The organism is Streptomyces goshikiensis (genome assembly GCF_014650555.1).
Classification (GTDB): Bacteria; Actinomycetota; Actinomycetes; order Streptomycetales; family Streptomycetaceae; genus Streptomyces; species Streptomyces goshikiensis.
On the sequence record NZ_BMVE01000022.1, the window covers coordinates 70,072 to 86,676 of the forward strand.

The following is a 16,605-nucleotide window of genomic DNA, read 5'->3' on the forward strand; positions in this document are numbered from 1 at the left end:
GGCCCGGAAGGGTTCGGCCCGATGCCCTTCTCCGCAGGCTATCGGTTCCGCACGGGTATCGCCCACATACTCGCCCGCGTCTGGATGAACGATCTTCCAGAACCGGACGTTCCCGGTGCGGCCCTCGGGTTCAGTGAGGGCCGTGCGCGCCGGTCAGGCCGGCGCGCACGGTCCAGCCCACTGGAACCGCTCAGCTCCAGCCGAAGACGCGTATGTCCCGTAACCCGGAGATCACACCTGTGACGGCCCCCACACGGGCGGGGCGCTCCTCAGCGCTGCTGTTCGTCGCCGGTGAGGCCGGTGATCGAGGTGGCGTGGCTCTCCGGGACGGCGCCGCCGAGGGCGAGCGCCTTCGCCTGGCGGAACTCCTCGTCCGTGATGTCTCCGCGCGCCCGCAGGTCGGACAGCTTGGCGAGCTGTTCGGCACTGCTCGGCGGGGCCGCCGCCTCGCGGACGTAGGAGTCGAACTCCTTGCGCTGTGCGCGCGCCTGGTCCACCTCCCGCTGACCCATGCCCTTGCCGCGGGCGATGAGGTAGACGAAGACGCCGAGGAACGGCAGCACGATGACGAACACGAGCCAGCCGGCCTTGCCCCAGCCGCCGAGGGAGTCATCGCGGAAGATATCGAAGATGATCTTGAAGAGCAGGAAGAACCACAGGACCCAGATGGCGAACACGAGCATGGTCCACAGGACGCTCAACAGCGGGAAGTCGTACGCGAGGTACACCTGAGTGTTCAATTCGTCCCTCCACGTGGCCGTGTGTCCGGGGGACATACGCCCTCTTGTAGTGACCATCGTGCATCCACGGGCCCCCATCGGCATCCCGCCGCGTACCGGACCGGTCGAGGCCCGGGTGCAGGACCCAGCCGACGCGACAGGACCCGGCCGAGGTGACTACCGGCCCGACCGGGCCCTGCGTGCGGGGGACGCGCGCCGCCCTCTTCGGGCTCCCGCGCGCCGTCCATCACCAAAACTCGCACGGATGGTGGCAGTTCGCATCTCTTCGGTCACCAGGTGTAGCGGTCGGGTGATGGCACCGGCGCCGGCATGCGCGCGGCGGGTCCGCCGCCGACGATGAGCCCGTACCCCATCCCCGCTGTGAGGAGCTGCTGATGCTGGAACCTGCCCCGCGCAAGGAGCGCGCCAAGGTCGCCTTCGCCCTGCCGGCGGAGGCTGCGCCCGGCCGGGTCCCCGTGGTGGGCGATTTCGCGGCCACCGTCGAGATCCCCGGCGAGAGCGGGCTCTCCCGCCGGTATCTGGCCGCCGGTGATTACTGGTTCAACGACGAAACGGGCGGCGACCGCGACGGACGGGGCGGCCGCTTCCGCCTCTAGTGCGCCGACCCCGGCGGCCGCGGTTCCGCATACCCACCGCCGGCCCGGGCAGGCGGGGACAACCGACCTGGAGAAGGGTCGACGAAGCGATGGGCGGTCGTATGCGGAGCGTGGGCGTTGAGGAAGAACTGCTGCTGGCGGACGCGGACAGCGGTGCGCCGCTGGCCGTGGCGGGAGCCGTTCTCGCCGCGGCCGACCGGGCCCAAGCCGCCGGCGAAGGGGTCGGCGAGGGGCGCGGCCACACGTTCGAGTCGGAACTCCAGGAGGAACAGGTCGAGTTCGCCACGAAACCGGTGACCGACATGGGCGAGCTGCACCAGGAGATCGTCCGGTGGCGAGCCGAGGCCGCCCGGCACGCCGCGACGGCCGGTGCGGTCGTGGCGGCGATCGCGACGTCCCCGCTGGCCGTCCAGCCCTCCATCTCGCCGGGCCACCGCTACGAGTGGGTGGCGCGGCAGTTCGGCATGACCGCCCAGGAGCAGCTGACCTGCGGCTGCCACGTGCACGTGTCGGTCGAGTCGGACGAGGAAGGCGTCGGCGTGCTGGACCGCATCCGGCCCTGGCTCCCCCTGCTGACCGCGCTGAGCGCGAACTCGCCGTTCTGGCAGGGCGAGGACACCCTGTACGGCAGCTACCGGAGCCGGGTGTGGAACCGGCTCCCCTCGGCCGGGCCCTTCGACGTGTTCGGCTCTCCGGCGCGCTACCACGCGGAGGTGCGGTCCATGGTGGACTCGGGCGTGCTCCGCGACAAGGGAATGCTCTGGTTCGACGCCCGGCTGTCCGCCACCTACCCCACGGTGGAGATCAGAGTGGCGGACGTGTGCCTCGACGCCTCGACCCCCGTCCTGCTGGCCGGCCTCGTACGGGCGCTGGTCGAGACGGCGGCCCGGGAATGGCGGGCCGGCGAACCGCCCGCGCAGGTCAGTACCGGTCTGCTGCGGCTCGCGTCCTGGCAGGCGGGCCGCTCGGGGCTCGACGGCCCGCTTCTGCACCCCCTGTCGCTGCGGGAGACCTCGCCCGAGACGGCGATCGAAGCGCTCCTTCTGCACGTCGGAGACGCGCTGGCCGACTCCGGCGACGAACACCTCGTACGGACCGGCGTCACGGACCTCCTGGAGCACGGCAACGGCGCGCGCGTACAGCGGGAGCTGCTGCGGTCGGACGGGGACCTGGCCGCTGTCGTCCGTCACTGCGCGCGGCGCACGACGGGCACCGCCGAGGGTGCGGAATAATCGCTGGACACCCCGAACGCGGTGGCGTTGGCTGGTCGGCATGCCGGAACCGGAACTGCGCACCGACCGTCTCCTGCTCCGCCGGTGGCGGGAGTCCGACCTCGAACCGTGGGCGGCGATGAACGCCGATCCCGAAGTCCGCGAGCACCTCGGCGAACCGCTGACGCGGGAGCAGAGCGACGCGGTGGCGGCGCTCATGCGGGCCGATTTCGAGGAGCGGGGCTTCGGATGGTGGGCGCTCGAAGTACGGGCGACCGGTGAGTTCATCGGCCGGGCCGGCCTGGACGAGGTGGACGCGGGCATGCCGTTCGCCGGGGTGGATGTCGGATGGCGGCTGACGCGTTCGGCGTGGGGCCACGGTTACGCCACCGAGGCCGCCCTGAGCTGCCTGGCCTTCGGCTTCGAGGTCCTCGGGCTCCCGGAGATCATCGCGACGACCACCGCCGGGAACGTTCGTTCGCAGGCGGTGATGCGCCGGATCGGCATGACCCGGGACCCGGCCGATGACTTCGAGGATCCGAGCGTGCCCGAAGGGCCGCTCCGCCGGTGCGTGCTGTACCGGACCCGTCGCGATGCGCCGCGGGCGGATCGGAGAGCCGCCGGCTCGTGAGGCTGCCGACGGCCCGTCACCTCGTTGAGGCGTCAGACTCGTTGCGCGTGGTGGAGAAGGGCGTGGAGGCCGTGCCGGCGGCGCAGCGCCGCCCGGGCGGCGTTCGCTCCGGGCGCGCCGTGGACTCCGCCACCGGGGTGGGCGGCCGCGGAGGCGAGGTAGAGGCCCCTCACGGGCGTCTCGGGCCGGCCGGTGCCGGGGGTGGGGCGGAAGATCGCCTGTTGGTGGAGGGCGGTGGTGCCGTTGTTGATGGCGCCGTTGTGGAGGTTCTCGTTCATCGCCTGGAGGGTGGTGGGGGCCAGGATCCGGCGGGCGCGGATCCTGGCACGGAAGCCCGGTGCAAAGCGTTCCACTCGCGCTTCGAGGCGGTCGGCCATGGCTTCCTGTTCACGGGTGTCCCAGCGGCCGGTGATGCCGTCGGGGCCGGCGTCGGCGGTGACGCGCTGCGGGAGGTGGGTGTAGGCCCACGCCGATTCCGTGCCGGCGGGTGAGCGGCTGGGATCCGCCGTTGTCATCTGGCCGAGCAGGGCGAACGGCTCGTCGGGGACCTGCCCCATGGCGATCTGCGCGGAGAAGCGGGTCAGGGCGTCGATGCCGTCGGCGATGTGGACCGTGCCCGCGGCGGCCGCTCGCGGCGCCGTCCACGGCACCGGTCCCGTCAGCGCCCAGTCGACCTTGAAGGTCGCGAAGTCCCACTGGAAGCGCTCCAGGTCCCGCAGCAGCCGGCCAGGCAGGTGCTCCTCTCCCACGAGGTCCCGGTACAGGGCCGTCGCCGAGGTATCGGCGAGCACGGCCCGCCGGGCACTGATCCCCTCCCCGCCCGCGGTCGTGACGCCCACGGCCCTGCCTCCCCGTACGACGACGGAGGCGACCCGCTGACCGCAGCGCAGGACGCCGCCGCGGCGCCGGAACCGGCTCACCAGGGCGGCGGTCAGCGCTCCGGAGCCGCCGACGGGGACGGGGAAGCCGTGGCTCTGCCCGAGCATCGACATCAGCCAGCCGAAGCCGCCGCTGCCCGCCGCCTCGGGGGCGAGGTCGGCGTGCAGGGCGTTGCCGGCGAGCAGCAGCCGGCCGCCCTCCCCCGCGAACTGCTCCTCGCCCAGACGGCGTACGGGAAGGGCGAGGTTGCGGGCCAGCCGCAGCCCGCCGGCGGCCCGGAGCCTCGCCGCCAGACGGAGTCCGGCACGGACCGGGGGGAAGGGGGTGAACAGGGACCGCACCAGCTCCGGCCCGACCCGGCTCCACACCTCGTACATGTCCTGCCAGGCGTCCCCGTCGGCGCGGGCGAACTCCGCCAGCCCGGCGGCCGTATCGGCCGTGCGGCGCTCCAGTACGGCGCACCGGCCGTCCGGCAGCGGATGGGCGAGTACGGACGGGGCCTGGCTCCAGCGCAGACCCTCCGCGGCGAGGTCGAGGCGGGCGAGCACCGGCGAGGCGGCGGCCAGCGGGTAGAAGGAGCTGAAGAGGTCCGATACGTAGTCGGGGTGGACACCCCGGTCGCTGCGGACGGCGCCTCCGGGTTGCTCCTGCGCCTCCAGGACCTCGACGGACCACCCGGCGTCGACGAGGACGTTCGCGGCCACCAGGCCGTTGGGCCCGGCGCCGATCACCACGGCGTCAGGCACGGCAGGCGCCGGCGCCGCCGCGCTCCACGAACGTGGCCGGGCGGGCCGGCATGCCCCGGTGCCGGACGGTGGTCATACCGTCGGCCGACCGGGGGCCGTGCGGTGAGCGCCGGATCAGCTGGTGCCGGACGGCCATGGAAGACGTCCCTCCGTCCACGGGCGGTGTCACGGTCATCGTGCGCCACCCCGGACCGCCTCGCATCTCGCCCTCCCGGGGGTCAGCCTTCGCGGCTCGGGAGGATCTCCTTCATCTTGGCGATGGCGAAGCCCCAGCCCTGCGCCACGGTCGGCTTGCCCGGTACGGCCACTTCCTCGGGGTTGGTCAGCACGTCCAGCAGGACCGGGCCCGGGGTGTCGAACGCCCGGCGGACGCTGTCGTGGAGGTCGGCCGGATCGGTGACGCGGATCCCGGTGAGGCCGAGCGCCGTGGCTACGGCGGCGAAGTCGGGGTTGTCGAGCTCCGTACCGAATTCGGGCAGGCCCGCCTGCTCCTGTTCGAGCTTGACCATGCCCAGCCGGCGGTTGTCGAAGACGACGAGCTTGACCGGCAGCCGGTACGTCGCCAGGGTCATCAGGTCGCCGAGGAGCATGCCGAGTCCGCCGTCACCGCAGAAGGCGACGATCTGCCGGTCGGGGGCCCAGAGCTGGGCGCCGAGGGCCTGGGGCATGGCGTTGGCCATCGAGCCGAGGTTGTACGAGCCGATCAGGCGCCTGCTTCCGCGCATGGTGACGAAGCGGGAGAGCCAGACGGTGGCCATGCCGGTGTCGGAGGTGAACACGGCGTCCTCGGCGGCGTACGCGTCGACCGCGGCGGCCAGCGCCTCGGGCCGGATCTCGTGGTCACGGTTGTCCAGCGCCGCGCGCAGCTTGCCGGTCCAGCGGTGCTCGTGCCCGGGGTCGGCCAGGCGCCGCTGGCCCTCCTCCCACTTCACGAACCGCTCCCGGGCGTCGTCCAGGTGCGCGCGGTCGGGGGCCTCGGATTCCTTCAGCAGCGGGAGCAGGGCGCGCAGCGTGGCGCCCACGTCGCCGGCGAGGCCCACGTCGACGGGGACCCGGCGCCCCAGGTGCTCCTCACGGGTGTCGATCTGGACCACCTTGCAGTCCTTCGGGTACCAGTCCCGGTAGGGGAAGTCGGTGCCCAGCATGAGGAGGGTGTCGCCGTGATCGAGGGCGTGGGAGGCGGCGGGGTTGCCGATCAGGCCGGTCTGGCCGACCTGGAAGGGGTTGTCGTCCTCGAAGCCCTCCTTCGCCTTCAGGGTGAGCACCATGGGGGCCGAGAGCAGTTCGGCGGCCCGCAGGACCTCGGTACGGGCGTCGCGGGCTCCGCGGCCGACGAGGAGGGTGACGCGTGAGGCGGCGTTCAGGAGTTCGGCGGCCTCGGCGAGGGCGGGGCCGTCGGGCCGGGTGACGGCGCGTTCGAGGGCGAAGCGCGCCGGGCGGTCGTCGGGGAGCTCCTGGTCGCCGAGGTCGCCGGGGACGGTCAGCACGGCGACGCCGCCCTGGGTGACGGCGGCGCGTACGGCGGACTCCAGCATCCGCGGCATCTGCTCCGGGGAGGTGACGGTGGCCCGGTAGACGGACACGTCGCGGAAGAGGAGGTCGTTGTCGACTTCCTGGAAGTAGTCGCTGCCGATCTCGGCGAGCGGGACCTGTCCGCAGATGGCGAGGACGGGCGTACGGCTCTTCGCGGCGTCGTACAGCCCGTTGAGGAGGTGTACGGAGCCGGGTCCCACCGTGCCCATGCACACCCCGAGGGTGCCGGAGAGCTGGGACTGGGCCCCTGCGGCGAAGGCGGCGGCCTCTTCGTGCCGGCAGCCGACCCAGGTCAGCTCCTCGGTGGTGCGGATCGCGTCGGTCAGCGGGTTCAGGGCGTCTCCGACGACGCCGAATACGTGCCGGACGCCCAGGTCCTTCAGCGCGTCGATGATCACACGGGCCACGGTGCGTGCCACAGGAGTGCCCTTCCCTCGGTCTCAGTCGGCGAAGCGGTCCGGGTCGGCCGCCCGCCAGTCGGATGCCCAGCCGTCGGGCGCTGATGCGAGCAGTTGCCCGGGAGTCAGCCAGTCGTGGAGTTCCGCGTACGAGCGCACGGTGTGCGGGTCCACCCGCTGGAGCAGCTGGTGGGGGCGCAGCCCGGTCGGGCCGTCGACGCCCATCGCCGCCATGATCTGCAGGGCGCTCTTGACCGTGGCCTCCTGGTAGCGCGCGACGCGCCTTGACTTGTCGTCGACGTCGACGGCGCGGGCCCGGCGCGCGTCCTGGGTGGCGACCCCCACGGGGCAGGCGTTGGTGTGGCAGCGCTGGGCCTGGATGCAGCCGATCGCGAACATCATGGCGCGGGCGGCGTTGGTGTAGTCGGCGCCCTGGAGCAGGCGTTTGACGAGGTCGCTCCCGGTGGCGACCTTGCCGGAGGCCCCGATCCGGACGCGGTCGCGCAGCCCCGTGCCCATGAGGGCGTTGTGCACGGTCATCAGCCCTTCGCCGAGCGGCAGGCCGACGTTGTCCGCGAACTCCAGCGGCGCCGCCCCCGTACCGCCCTCCGCGCCGTCGACGACGATGAAGTCGGGGGTGGTGTTCTCCTCCAGCATGGCCTTGCACACGGCGAGGAACTCACGGCGGGAGCCGACGCACAGCTTGAAACCGACGGGCTTTCCGCCGGCCAGCTCGCGCATCCGGGCCAGGAAGCGGACCAGTTCGCGGGGCGTGGAGTAGACGCGGTGGTAGGGCGGCGAGATCACGGTCCGCCCCTGTGGGACACCGCGGACCTCCGCGATCTCCGCGTTCACCTTGGCGCCCGGCAGCACTCCCCCGATGCCCGGCTTGGCGCCCTGACTGATCTTCAGCGAGACGCATTTGACCTGCTCGTGCGCAGCCTTCTCGGCGAACTGGCGGGCGTCGAAGTCCCCGTCGTCGGTGCGGCAGCCGAAGTAGCCGGTGCCTATCTCCCAGATGAGGTCCCCGCCGGGCCCGAGGTGGTACTCGGAGAGGCCGCCCTCGCCGGTGTCGTGCGCGAAGCCGCCCAGCCGGGCTCCGGTGTTGAGGGCCAGCACGGCGTTGCCGGACAGCGAGCCGAAGCTCATCGCCGAGACGTTGAGCAGGGCCATGTCGTACGGCCGGGTGCAGTCGGGGCCGCCGATCCGGACACGGGGCGGGTCGGTGCGCACGGGGCGCGGGGCCATGGACGGGGTGAGGTATTCACTTCCCGCCCGGTAGAGGTCGAGTTCGGTGCCGAAGGGCTCCTCGGCGTCGGTGCCCTTGGCCCGCTGGTAGACGATGTTGCGGGTGTCGCGGTCGAAGGGGCGGCCGTCGAAGTTCCGCTCGATGAAGTACTGCTGGATCTCCGGGCGCAGCGCCTCCAGGGCGAACCGCAGGTGCCCGAGCAGCGGGTAGTTCCGCAGGAGGGAATGCCGGCGCTGTACGAGGTCGTGTACGGCCAGCGCCGCGAGCGCTCCGAGCAGGACGAAGAGAAGTATTTTCAGCACGGCGCGCTTGTGTCCCGAAGCCGGGACGTCAACCGCGTCGGCGCGGCGCGTCCGCCTCGGGCAGGGGTGTGCGCAGCGCGCTGCGTCCGCCGTCCCAGGCGTCGCGGATGTGGCGGGCGAGGCGGTCCTCCAGCAGGACGGTCGCCGCGCAGCCGAAGGCGACGTCGCCCTCCAGGTCCGGCTCGTCGGCGAGGAGACCGCCGATGACCTCGTGGCGTACGAGCTGTTCGTGGACGGCGTCGGCCTCGACGTGCTCGGTGTAGAAGTGCTCGGCGGCGGCTCCGGCCCCGCACCGCCGCATGGCCTTGGCCAGGCGCCTCGACCCGGGCGAGGAGGTGACCTCGACGCAGGCGAAGTGGCCGACGAGGGCGCCCCGCAGGGCCCGGTGGAGTCCGAAGAGGGACATCAGGTTCACGGTCGCGAGCAGGGGGGCCGGGGCGTGGTCCAGATAGCGGCCGTACGTGGGGTCGAGGCCGAGGTCGGCCATCAGGTCGGCGAAGAGCCGCGCGTGGATCCGCTCGGCGCGGCCCGCGCCGAACTCGTCGTACTCGATGGCGACCATGGCGGCCTTGGCGCGGCCGGTGAGGCGGGGGATCACCCAGGCGTGCGGGTCCGCCTCCTTCAGGTGGTAGAGGGAGCGCAGGGCGGCGTACTCGCGCAGCTGCCAGAGTTCGCCGTCGGTCTCCAGGTGGTGGCTGAGGCTGCCGGAGAGGTCCACGGGTTCGACGAGGAGCGGGGCGAAGGCCGCCTCGACCGATCGGGGCGCGTCGTACGGTTCGCAGCGCAGGGCGTGCAGGAAGCGGGCTTCCAGGGCCTGTCGCAGCCGCAGCAGTTCCGGGTCCCATTCGCGGGCGTCGTCCACGCCGTCGAAGCCGCGGTAGTGCGGTTCGTACAGGAGGTAGAGGGCGAGCTGGAGGTCCTCGCCCCAGGGGTCGGCCTTCAGGACGGATTCGGGGGCGTACCGCGGAGGGCAGCCGGAGCGCAGGGCCAGGGTCACGGCGCCGGACAGTTCGCCCCGCCCGTCGACCAGGTGGGGGCGGGAGTGGGGGCGGGCACGGCGGTCAGCGGTCACGGTCGGGCTCGGGGTGGGCGGTGTCATGACGGGTTCCCCTCCTCGGGCTTCCCGGGCTTCCCGGGCTTCTTGGCCTCGGGCTCCTCGGGCGGCGCGGCGGCGCGCTCGCGCCGGCGGTGGCTGGTGTCGCACCAGGGGTAGGCGCGGCTGCGGCGGCAGGTGCAGACCGCGACCATGAACCGGTCGGACCGGGCCACCGTCCCGTCGTCCAGGGCGATCTCGACCGGCCCCTCGACCAGGACCGGGCCTTCGGGATCCACGCGCACCCGGCGCGCGGGCGCCGCCGCGCCGCCCCGGCCCGGGGTGGTGTCAGGGGTACTGGGCACGGATGACCACCAGCTCTTCCCGTTCCTCGGCTCCGGCCGCCAGGCCCTGCCGCTCCAGCCAGGCCCGCCGCGAGCGCAGGACGGGCCCCCACGGTACGGAGGCCCTGGCCGTGACCTCCGCGATCAGCCGCGCCCCGGCCAGCCGGTCGACGGTCTCCTCGGCCCCGCACATCCCCGAGTGCACCATGAGCAGGACGCCGCCGGGACGCAGGAGGGCCGGGGCCCGCGCACAGATCCGGTCGATGACATCGCGCCCGTCGGGGCCCGCGTCCCAGGCCCGCTCGGGGCCGTGCGCGGGGGGCCGGGTCGCGGGGGCGGGGACGTACGGGGGATTCGCCACGACCAGGTCGTAGCGGCGCCCCTCGGTGCGGGCCGCGAAGTCGCCGTGCAGGACGCGCAGGGGAACCCGCCGGCGCAGCGCGTTCAGCCGGGCCGTCACGACGGCGGGCCAGGCGACGTCGACCGCCGTGACCCGGGCTCCCCTGCCGGCGGCGTGCAGGGCCAGCGCGCCGGTGCCCGTGCCGATCTCCAGCACGTCCCGGCGGGACCCGAAGTCCTCGCGGGTGAGTGCCTCGGCGAGGAGCCGGGTGTCCGCCTGGGGCCGGTAGACGCCCGGGAGGGCGATCAGGCCGGCGGACAGGATGTCCCCCCGGGTGAGAGCGGTACTGGTCAACGCGTTCCTCCGGTTCGGTCGGGGCCGCGTCGGCGGGTGCGGCCTTGGGCCGGGCACGCTTCGCCTGCCCGCTGCGGGGAGTCCCATACCGGAACGGGGCGATCTTCGGAATTCCGGGTCCGTCCCACGGAGCGTGCGAACCACGGGGCGCGTACGAACCACGGGGCGTGCGAACCACGGGGCGTGCGAACCGGTGGATGCGGGGTAGGCGCGGGCCATGATGACTCCCGCACCACTCGCAGCATCCGGTTCCTCCTCCCTCCTGTTGATCCTGGCCGGCGTGGTCGTGGCCGTGCTGTTGATCGCCGCCTTCTGGTACGGCACCCGCCGCGACGCGGCCGGCAAGGATCCGGGCGCGCGGCCGGCGGACCAGAGCCGGGCCGCACGGGCGCGGCAGTCGTCCTGGGAGACCCCGGACACGGACGCCCCGGCAGCCGGACCGGATTCGCCGCACCGCCCCTGACCAGCGGGAATCGTGGCCGGTCCCGGCCACGGCCCCGGCCGTCGGCGGCGCCCGTGCCTTCGCCCCCCCTCGTTTCAGGACCTCATTCGGGGTAGACGAGGGACATGGCCGTCACCGAGCAGGGTGTTCTTCCGGACGCCGTCCCGCTCCCGGGGCGCGACGCCGCCGGCCGGGCGGTGGTGCCGACGCTCGGGGTCGAGGAGGAGTTCCTCCTCGTCGACCGGCTGACCAGGGCCCCGGTGCCGCGCGCCGGCCCGGTCATCGAGGCCGCCTCGCACTTCCTCGGGGATCTGGTCCAGGAGGAGTTCTACCGCTGCATGGTCGAGGTCTGCACCCGCCCGGCGACCACCGCCACGGACGTACGGGCCCAGCTCGCCCTGCTCCGGGAAGCGGCCGCCCAGGCGGCGCGCGCTTCGGACTGCCTGCTCGTCGCCTCGGGTACGGCCGTGGTGCCCCCCGACGCCCCTGTCCCCGTGACCGACACCCCGCGCTACCGCCGTATGGCCCGGCAGTTCGGCGCCCTCGTGGACGGCAACCTGGGCATCGTCTGCGGCTGCCATGTGCACGTCGGCGCCGCCGACCGCGCGCAGGCCCTGTTCCTCGCCAACCACGTCCGCCCCTGGCTGCCCGCCCTCCAGGCCCTCGCCGTCAACTCGCCGTTCGCCGGCGGGGCCGACACCGGCTTCGCGAGCTGGCGCTGCGTGGAATTCGGACGCTGGCCCACCGCGGAGCCTTCCCCGCTGCTGGACAGCGCCTCGTACGAGGAGTCCGCCGCGGCGCTGGTCGACTCCGGGATCCTGATGGACCGGCGGATGATCTACTGGTTCGCGCGCCCGTCCGAGCACCACCCGACCGTGGAGTTCCGCGTCGCGGACACCAACGCCGACCTCGACACCACCGTTCTCGTGGCCCTGCTCCTGCGCGGCCTGTGCGCCACGCTGCTCGCTCAGGCCGAAGAGCGGCGACCGCCCCCCGACGTCCCCGTCCCGCGCCTGCGCGACGCACACCGCTACGCCGCCCAGTACGGCCCCACGGGCCTCGCCCTCGACCCCTTCACCGGCGAGCGCGTGCCGGCCCGGTCCCTGATCACCGCCCTCGTCGCGGCGGCCGCCCCGGGCCTGCGGGCGGCGGGCGACGAGGCCGAGGTCCACCGGCTCCTCGGCGCGCTCCTGCGCAAGGGCACCGGAGCGGCCCGCCAGCGCGCCGCCCTGCACCGCTCCGGCGGTCGCGGTCTGCGCGCCGTGGTCGACCACCTGGCCGACCTCACCACCTGGGCCTGATCCCGCCGAACTCGCCGGCCGGATCGGAGCGGTGCGGCGTTCAGGTCTCCGTGTACTGGACGGCCGCGACCACGGCGGCATGTGCGCTGGGCTCGGCCATCAGGACGCAGAGGGTGTAGATCGCGTCTTCCAGCGCGCGTCGCGCGGGCTCGTCGGCGGGTGTGGCGACCAGGCGCAGTCGGGCGTCGAAGAACCGGCCGAGGGCGTGTTCGGCTTCCTCGGTGCTCGGCATGAGCCCGGGCACCGCCCGGCCGGAGCGGGCGTCGGGGGAGGTCCGCGCCGTCTGGACGGCCTGGCTCAGGGCCCGGCCGATGAGGGCGGGGGGCGGGGTTCCCCGGGACTCGGCGACCATCGCTGCCGCCAGCTCGGCGAGACTGATCTCGACCCGGGCCGCCGCGGCGGCGAGGAGGCGCCCGGCGTCACGCGCCGAGCAGGGCACGGTCGCCATGGTCATGCCGACCGCCCACGCCACGGCGGCCCCGGATCCGGCCCCGCGGGAGTCGTACGGGCGTGAGCCGGCCGCGGCGGGGGGCGTCGAAGCTCTGGATTTCATGGCACACCCCTTCGTACGGCGCGGCGGGCGGTGACGCAGGCCGCGTTCCCGGTCAGACGAGCAGGACGATGGCGTAGGCGAGGAAGAACAGGGCGCAGACGACGGCCAGGGCGCAGATCGCCACGAGCGGCGCCATGCCCCAGCCGCGCGTGAGCGGTCGGTACGGTCCCGTGCCGGAGCCGGTACTCGACTCGCCCGGCGGCGTCTCCCCCGGCGGCACGCCGCCGACGGCACGCGGCGCGGACCCGCGCGGAACCGGTTCGGAACCCGGAATGTGTACGGACATGGTGTCCTCCTCGCCCCGACGGCCCGCGACCGCCTCACCACGGGTGGCTCGGGCGTGATCCGGCGGGCTCCGGAAGCGTCTGTGCCCGGCCCCTACCCGTACCCCGGCACCTCACGCGTGACACGGACGGATCGTCGGCCACGACGTGTACCCGGGTGCGGCACATACCCGAGTCGTCGAGACGTCAGGGTCACAGGGCGGTGTGCGTACGGTGGCGTTCCCGGGGCAGGCCTCCGCGCATGAGGCTCGGTTCGGTACACGACGCCGGGGAGCGCGGGCCCGGCTGGAAGGGCTACGCCGCGAGCGCGACGGCCGTCGCCGCCTGCGCGGCCATCGGCGGCTGGGCGGTCGACCCCGACTCCGGCTGGTACCGGTCGCTGCGGAAACCGCCCTGGCAGCCCCCGCCCTGGGCCTTCGGCGCGGTGTGGACCCCCCTGTACGGCGCGATCGCCTGGGCGGCCGGCCGCGCGCTGAACCGCGCCGAAGGGCCCGAGCGGCGCGGGCTCGCCGTCGCCCTGGGGGTGAACCTCGCCCTGAACGCGGCGTGGAGCCGGCTCTTCTTCGCCCGCAGGAGCCCGCGCGCCGGGCTGGCCTGCACCCTCCTGCTGGACGCCTCGAACGTCCGGCTGCTGCGCCGGGTGCACCGCATCGACACGGCGGCGGGACGCGCCCTGATCCCGTACGTCGCCTGGTGCGCCTTCGCGACCGCGCTGAACGCCGACATCGCCCGGCGCAACCGGTGAGCGACACGCCGCCGGATCCACCGCCCCGCAGCCGCGCGCGAGGGCCGGGCCGTGGAAATCTGGCTCCACCCGGACCGCCCGCCGATCGAGGGAAGCGACCGCCATGACCACGAACAGCGCCTACGTCATCGTCGGAGCAGGACTGGGCGGGGCGAAAGCCGCCCAGACCCTGCGCGAGGAGGGCTTCGACGGGCCGCTCGTCCTCATCGGGGCGGAGCGTGAACGCCCCTACGAGCGTCCGCCGCTGTCCAAGGGCTACCTGCTGGGCACGCAGGAGCGCGAGCAGGCCTACGTACATCCCGAGCGGTGGTACACCGAGCACGACGTCGACCTGCGTCTCGGCGCGACGGTCACCGCGCTCGACACCGCGGCCCACCGGGTGACGCTCGCGGACGGCGGCCGGGTCGACTACGCCAAGCTTTTGCTGACCACCGGCTCCGCACCGCGCCGGCTGCCCGTCCCGGGCTCGGACCTGGACGGGGTGCTGTACCTGAGGCGGCTGGAGGACAGCGACCGGCTCAAGGCGGCGCTGCGGCCCGGAGCCACGATCGTCGTCATCGGCGCGGGCTGGATCGGCCTGGAGAGCGCCGCCGCCGCCCGCGCGGCCGGGTGCCGGGTGGTGGTGCTGGAGAGCGCGGAGCTGCCGCTGCTACGGGTACTGGGCCGTGAGGTCGCGCAGATCTTCGCCGACCTGCACCGGGACCACGGCGTGGACCTCCGCTTCGGCGCGCGGATCGCCTCCATCACCGGCGACGGCGCCGCGGCCGACGGCGTCCTGCTCGCCGACGGCACCCGTCTCGCGGCGGACGCGATCGTCGTCGGCGTCGGCATCACCCCCAACACCGGCCTCGCCGAGGAGGCGGGGCTGGAGGTCGAGGACGGCATCCTCACCGACGACCACCTGCGCACCTCCGCGCCCGACGTCTACGCCGCGGGCGACGTGGCCAACGCCCACCACCCGTTCCTGGGGCGCCGCATCCGGGTCGAGCACTGGGCCAACGCCCTCAACCAGCCCCAGACCGCGGCCAGGGCCATGCTCGGCCAGGACGCCGCCTACGACCGGCTGCCGTACTTCTTCACCGACCAGTACGACCTGGGCATGGAGTACACCGGTCACGTCGAACCCGGCGGCTACGACCGGGTCGTCTTCCGCGGCAGCACCGCCACCCGTGAGTTCATCGCGTTCTGGCTCGCCGGCGACTGCGTCCTGGCCGGCATGAACGTCAACGTCTGGGACGTCACCGAGCCCGTCCAGGCCCTCATCCGCTCCCGCGCGCCCATCGACCCCATCCGCCTGGCCGACCCCGGGGTCCCCCTGGAATCGCTGCTCCCCCACTGATCCGGGCCCCGGGAGCGGCGATCCCGGCCGGGCGCCGCCGCCGGTTTGAAGGGCGGCGGGTCGGAGAGACGACAAGTGCGGCGGCTTCGGGCCGCCCACGTGAGGCGCGAGGAACGGAGAGTCGCATGAACACCCGTAGTGGTTCGCAGTCCCGCTCCCCCGCCGCGCCGCATCCGAGGCGGCTCCTGGAGATCTACCTCAACGACCACCTCGCGGGCGCGAGCAGCGGAGTGGCCCTGAGCCGCCGCATGGCCCGGACCCATAGGGGCCGGGCGGTGGGTCCGGCGCTGGCGGAGCTGGCCGGACAGATCGCCGCGGACCGGGAGAGCCTGCGCGAGTTCATGACGGCGCTCGACGTCCCCGCCCAGTGGTCCAGGGTCGTGGCGGGCCGGCTGGCGGAGAAGGCGGGCCGGATCAAGCTGAACGGCCGCCTGGTGCGCCGCTCACCCCTCAGTGACGTCCTGGAACTGGAAGTCATGCGGCTCGGTGTGGAGGGCAAGGCCTCGCTGTGGCGGTCGCTCAGGACCGTCGCGAACACCGACCCCCGCCTCGACGGCGCGGCCGTGGACCGGCTCCTGGACCGTGCCCGGCGGCAGGCGGACGTACTGGAGGAGCTGCGGGTGCGGGCCGCCCGCAATGCCTTCGCCCCCACTGCCGAGGCGCGCGCGGCCACGGGCACGGGCACGGTGGGCACCGGAACGGCCATCACGCACGGGTAGGCCGGTGCACGGAGGGTCAGCTCGCCCATCGCGGCGGCGCGGCAAGATCAGGGCGGCCGACACGGGAAAGGCGGACGAAGCGGGGTAGGCGCCGTGCATGAACTCATACATCGACGACAGCACGCCCGGTCCCGAGCGGGCATCGGCCCTGGAGCGGGCCTCGGAGCGGTGGCTCGGCGCCGTGTCCGGCATCGAGGAGACGACGGCGGCTGATCCGGTGATCCGAGGGCTACAGCGGGGTATTCGCGCGCTCCCGCTGGGACGGATCCGCGGTCTGCTGCGGGGCGGCCCGCTGGGCCATCCCGCCCACCCGTTGCTGGTGGAGGTACCGATGGGCTGCTGGATGTCGGCGGCCCTGCTGGACGCCGTACCCGGGGCGCACCGGGCTGCCACGGTTCTGACGGCGGCCGGTCTCGTCGGGGTCGCGCCCGCGGCGGCCGCCGGGTGGGCCGACTGGGCGGAGCTGCCGCCGCGGCAGGCGCGGGTCGGTGTCGCGCACGCGGCGGCCAATGCGGCCGCCGTCGCCTGCTACACGATCTCGCTCGCCGACCGGTTGCGGGGGCGGTCCGCGCGCGGGCGTCTGTGGTCGCTGGCGGGACTGGGCGCCGTCGCGGTGAGCGGGGCCCTGGGCGGACACATCGCCTACAGCGGCCGGCTGGAGGCGGTCGACAGCACTCCGGCTCCGGCGCCGGGTCCCGTCCTCGTACGCCCTTGAGGGTGAACAGCCTGCGCCCACGCAAAAACGCCCGGCCGGAGAGTCTCGGCCGAGCGTGCGTGCGTGCGTCCGCGCGTGGGGGTGCGGGGGCGGCTTAGTACCAGTGGTTGGCCTGCCAGAAGTTCCAGGCGCCGACCGGGCTGCCGTAGCG

At 73.8% G+C, this 16,605-nt stretch carries 18 protein-coding genes; 9 read left to right on the plus strand and 9 right to left on the minus strand.

The window, feature by feature from the left end; translation table 11 throughout:
- Nucleotides 1–269 precede the first annotated feature (269 nt).
- Nucleotides 270–740, minus strand: a complete 471-nt coding sequence (locus IE248_RS35795) for an SHOCT domain-containing protein (RefSeq protein WP_190032963.1) — start codon at nt 738–740, stop codon at nt 270–272.
- 374 nt (nt 741–1,114) lie between these two features.
- On the opposite strand from IE248_RS35795, the gene IE248_RS35800 reads away from it, so the two are divergent.
- The 3 genes from IE248_RS35800 (at nt 1,115) to IE248_RS35810 (ending at nt 3,178) form a co-directional block, all read left to right on the plus strand.
- The gene (locus IE248_RS35800) at nt 1,115–1,336 is read left to right on the plus strand and encodes an early set domain-containing protein (protein ID WP_073796413.1); all 222 of its coding nucleotides are present in this window, start codon (nt 1,115–1,117) and stop codon (nt 1,334–1,336) included.
- 101 nt (nt 1,337–1,437) lie between these two features.
- Nucleotides 1,438–2,568, plus strand: coding sequence for a glutamate--cysteine ligase (locus tag IE248_RS35805; RefSeq protein WP_073796414.1), 1,131 nt, complete (start codon nt 1,438–1,440; stop codon nt 2,566–2,568).
- Between the two features lie 40 nt (nt 2,569–2,608).
- Complete coding sequence (locus IE248_RS35810) at nt 2,609–3,178, plus strand: GNAT family N-acetyltransferase (RefSeq protein WP_190032964.1); 570 nt, start codon at nt 2,609–2,611, stop codon at nt 3,176–3,178.
- Nucleotides 3,179–3,210: 32 nt separating this feature from the next.
- On the opposite strand, the gene IE248_RS35815 is transcribed toward IE248_RS35810, so the two are convergent.
- The 6 genes from IE248_RS35815 to IE248_RS35840 all read right to left on the minus strand — a co-directional run bounded on the left by IE248_RS35815 (nt 3,211) and on the right by IE248_RS35840 (nt 10,323).
- Nucleotides 3,211–4,803: a phytoene desaturase family protein gene (locus tag IE248_RS35815; protein WP_190032965.1), complete on the minus strand. Its 1,593-nt coding sequence runs from the start codon at nt 4,801–4,803 to the stop codon at nt 3,211–3,213.
- A gap of 218 nt (nt 4,804–5,021) precedes the next feature.
- The gene (locus tag IE248_RS35820; RefSeq protein ID WP_190032966.1) at nt 5,022–6,755 is read right to left on the minus strand and encodes a thiamine pyrophosphate-dependent enzyme; all 1,734 of its coding nucleotides are present in this window, start codon (nt 6,753–6,755) and stop codon (nt 5,022–5,024) included.
- A 21-nt stretch (nt 6,756–6,776) separates the two neighbouring features.
- Complete coding sequence (locus IE248_RS35825) at nt 6,777–8,285, minus strand: FMN-binding glutamate synthase family protein (protein WP_190032967.1); 1,509 nt, start codon at nt 8,283–8,285, stop codon at nt 6,777–6,779.
- A 28-nt stretch (nt 8,286–8,313) separates the two neighbouring features.
- Nucleotides 8,314–9,384, minus strand: a complete 1,071-nt coding sequence (locus tag IE248_RS35830; protein ID WP_229895774.1) for an iron-containing redox enzyme family protein — start codon at nt 9,382–9,384, stop codon at nt 8,314–8,316.
- Nucleotides 9,381–9,683: a CDGSH iron-sulfur domain-containing protein gene (locus tag IE248_RS35835; RefSeq protein ID WP_229895775.1), complete on the minus strand. Its 303-nt coding sequence runs from the start codon at nt 9,681–9,683 to the stop codon at nt 9,381–9,383. Before IE248_RS35835 ends, IE248_RS35830 begins: the two co-directional genes overlap by 4 nt.
- Nucleotides 9,667–10,323: a HemK2/MTQ2 family protein methyltransferase gene (locus tag IE248_RS35840; RefSeq protein ID WP_100581046.1), complete on the minus strand. Its 657-nt coding sequence runs from the start codon at nt 10,321–10,323 to the stop codon at nt 9,667–9,669. Before IE248_RS35840 ends, IE248_RS35835 begins: the two co-directional genes overlap by 17 nt.
- A 250-nt stretch (nt 10,324–10,573) precedes the next feature.
- On the opposite strand from IE248_RS35840, the gene IE248_RS35845 reads away from it, so the two are divergent.
- Both IE248_RS35845 and IE248_RS35850 read left to right on the plus strand, forming a co-directional pair.
- A complete protein-coding gene (locus tag IE248_RS35845) occupies nt 10,574–10,819 on the plus strand; it encodes a DUF6479 family protein (protein ID WP_229895777.1) in 246 nt (81 codons plus the stop codon).
- A gap of 104 nt (nt 10,820–10,923) precedes the next feature.
- Nucleotides 10,924–12,099 (plus strand): carboxylate-amine ligase, encoded by a 1,176-nt coding sequence (locus tag IE248_RS35850; protein WP_079196056.1) that lies wholly within the window; start codon nt 10,924–10,926, stop codon nt 12,097–12,099.
- 40 nt (nt 12,100–12,139) lie between these two features.
- Here IE248_RS35850 and IE248_RS35855 read toward each other — a convergent pair whose 3' ends face one another.
- Nucleotides 12,140–12,652 (minus strand): DUF5133 domain-containing protein, encoded by a 513-nt coding sequence (locus IE248_RS35855; protein ID WP_107419468.1) that lies wholly within the window; start codon nt 12,650–12,652, stop codon nt 12,140–12,142.
- 52 nt (nt 12,653–12,704) lie between these two features.
- The gene (locus IE248_RS35860) at nt 12,705–12,938 is read right to left on the minus strand and encodes a DUF6480 family protein (RefSeq protein ID WP_190032968.1); all 234 of its coding nucleotides are present in this window, start codon (nt 12,936–12,938) and stop codon (nt 12,705–12,707) included.
- Between the two features lie 239 nt (nt 12,939–13,177).
- Here IE248_RS35860 and IE248_RS35865 point away from each other — a divergent pair, with 239 nt between their 5' ends.
- The 4 genes from IE248_RS35865 to IE248_RS35880 all read left to right on the plus strand — a co-directional run bounded on the left by IE248_RS35865 (nt 13,178) and on the right by IE248_RS35880 (nt 16,454).
- On the plus strand, nt 13,178–13,681 hold the full coding sequence (locus tag IE248_RS35865) for a TspO/MBR family protein (RefSeq protein WP_190032969.1): 504 nt from the start codon (nt 13,178–13,180) through the stop codon (nt 13,679–13,681).
- 103 nt (nt 13,682–13,784) lie between these two features.
- Complete coding sequence (locus IE248_RS35870) at nt 13,785–15,020, plus strand: NAD(P)/FAD-dependent oxidoreductase (protein ID WP_190032970.1); 1,236 nt, start codon at nt 13,785–13,787, stop codon at nt 15,018–15,020.
- Between the two features lie 125 nt (nt 15,021–15,145).
- A complete protein-coding gene (locus IE248_RS35875; RefSeq protein WP_190032971.1) occupies nt 15,146–15,739 on the plus strand; it encodes a hypothetical protein in 594 nt (197 codons plus the stop codon).
- 97 nt (nt 15,740–15,836) lie between these two features.
- On the plus strand, nt 15,837–16,454 hold the full coding sequence (locus IE248_RS35880) for a DUF2231 domain-containing protein (protein WP_073796425.1): 618 nt from the start codon (nt 15,837–15,839) through the stop codon (nt 16,452–16,454).
- Nucleotides 16,455–16,605 lie beyond the last annotated feature (151 nt).